Genomic DNA, 1,933 nt, shown 5'->3' with positions numbered 1-1,933 from the left:
GCCATAGGGAGTTCCAATGAAAGCCTGGCGTGCCGTTGCACTGGCCGTGTCGTTGCTGCTGCTCAGTGGCTGCCTGGTGTCGTTCAAGGCGCCGTTGCCCGACAGCGAAGCCGCGCCCAAGGGCCTGCTCGGCCACTGGACCAGCACCAACGCCTGGGGTGAGCCGGTGAACCTGGAGCTGACGGAAGTCGGCAAGCATCGCTATCAGGCCGTCAGTTATTTCCGGGCCCGGCCTCAGGAGCGCGAAGCCATACCCCTGACCGTCTCCCGCCACGGCAGTCGCTGGTATTTGTCGGCCAAGGTGCCGGCGCGCTTCGGCGGTCATTTCGTCATCGCCGGTTTCGAACTGACCGACAAGCAGGAACTGGTGGTCTACAACCTGGACATGGAACAGATCAACCAGGCCATCGGCCAGAAGCTCCTCAGCGGCCAGCCAAACCAGAGCGAGGAGGGTGATGGCGTGCTGGTGGACAGCGACATGAACAAGGTTTTCAGTTACCTCGACGACCCGGCCAATTCCGATGTGTTCTCGGAAGCCGTGCGCTACCAGCGACTGAGCAAATCCCAATAACGGCTACAAGCGGACGTTTTTTCACAGGAGTTTCGGGTGGACGATTACCAGCAGACGATACGCACCTTGTCCGATCGCATTGTGCTGGCGCAGACGCCGATTCGCATTCTCGACGCGGTGAAGTGGGACGAGAGCATCCGCAAGGGGTTTCTCAAGGCCAAGGGCAAGGAAATGCCTGCGGTGGATCGTGATTATTACCTCAACCGGCCACTGTCCTTCGACTCCAGCAAAGTGAAGCTGGAGTTCCAGAACATTGAGCGCGACATCACCCGTCAGCTTGGGCAGTTCAACCCGGTGGGCCAGATCATGCGGCGCATGTGCAAGGAATACCGCATGGTGGTACGCATGCTCGAAGCGCGCGGCACCGAGGATTTCGGGTTGATTTCCCAGGAACTGTACGGCGCCGCTTCCGACGCCTTCCACGCCGGTGACCCGACCCTGGCCGACCTCGGCCTGATGCTCTCCGACTATCTGAACAACATCGATGGCCGTGGCGACCTCAAGGACGAGCCCAAGGTGCTCAGCGCCAAGGAGGCCGTCAGCCTGTTGCAGCATCGCCTCAACCGGGTGTTTGGCGAGGCCGAGGAAACCATTCGCGTATTCGAGTCCGACGGTATCGTCGCCGACGCGGCGGCGGGCGCCGACTACATCAAGATCCGCACCGACGCGATGTTCAACGAGCGGGATGTGCGCGCCCTGGAGGTTCACGAAGGGCTGGTGCACGTCGGCACCACCCTCAATGGGTTGAACCAACCGATCTGCACCTTCCTGTCCAAGGGCCCGCCCTCGTCGACGGTGACCCAGGAAGGCCTGGCGATCCTGATGGAAATCATCACCTTCGCCTCCTACCCGAGTCGCCTGCGCAAACTCACCAACCGCACCCGCGCCATCCATATGGTGGAGGAAGGGGCCGACTTCCTGCAGGTCTTCGAGTTTTTCCGCGAGCAGGGTTTCGAAATGGCCGAAAGCTACGGCAACGCCAGCCGCGTTTTCCGTGGCTCGGTGCCGACCGGTCTGCCATTTACCAAAGACTTGTCCTACCTCAAGGGCTTCATCATGGTTTACAACTACATTCAGCTGGCCGTGCGCAAAGGCAAGCTGGAGCAGGTGCCGCTGCTGTTCTGTGGCAAGACCACCCTGGAGGATATGCGCACCCTGCGCCAACTGGTGGATGAGGGCCTGGTCGTGCCGCCCAAATACCTGCCCGAGCAGTTCCGCGACATGAACGCCTTGTCGGCCTGGATGTGCTTCTCCAACTTCTTGAACCACCTGAGCCTGGACCGGATCGAAGCGGATTATTCCAATATTCTGTAACCACAACACCGTTCAGAAGTGTGGGGGGGGGGGGGGGGGGGGGGGGGG

General features: G+C 61.0%; 2 protein-coding genes. Both read left to right on the top strand.

All coding sequences use genetic code 11. The annotated features are described in order from the left end of the window. The first annotated feature begins 16 nt into the window (after positions 1-16). Positions 17-571 (top strand): hypothetical protein, encoded by a 555-nt coding sequence (locus tag ACE04F_RS12295; protein ID WP_305499058.1) that lies wholly within the window; start codon positions 17-19, stop codon positions 569-571. Positions 572-607: 36 nt separating this feature from the next. Then, positions 608-1,885, top strand: a complete 1,278-nt coding sequence (locus tag ACE04F_RS12290) for a flavohemoglobin expression-modulating QEGLA motif protein (protein ID WP_014336757.1) — start codon at positions 608-610, stop codon at positions 1,883-1,885. Positions 1,886-1,933: the final 48 nt, after the last annotated feature.

This window comes from Pseudomonas sp. AGC41 (genome assembly GCF_057334555.1).
This window is presented reverse-complemented; position numbering and strand designations above follow the sequence as displayed.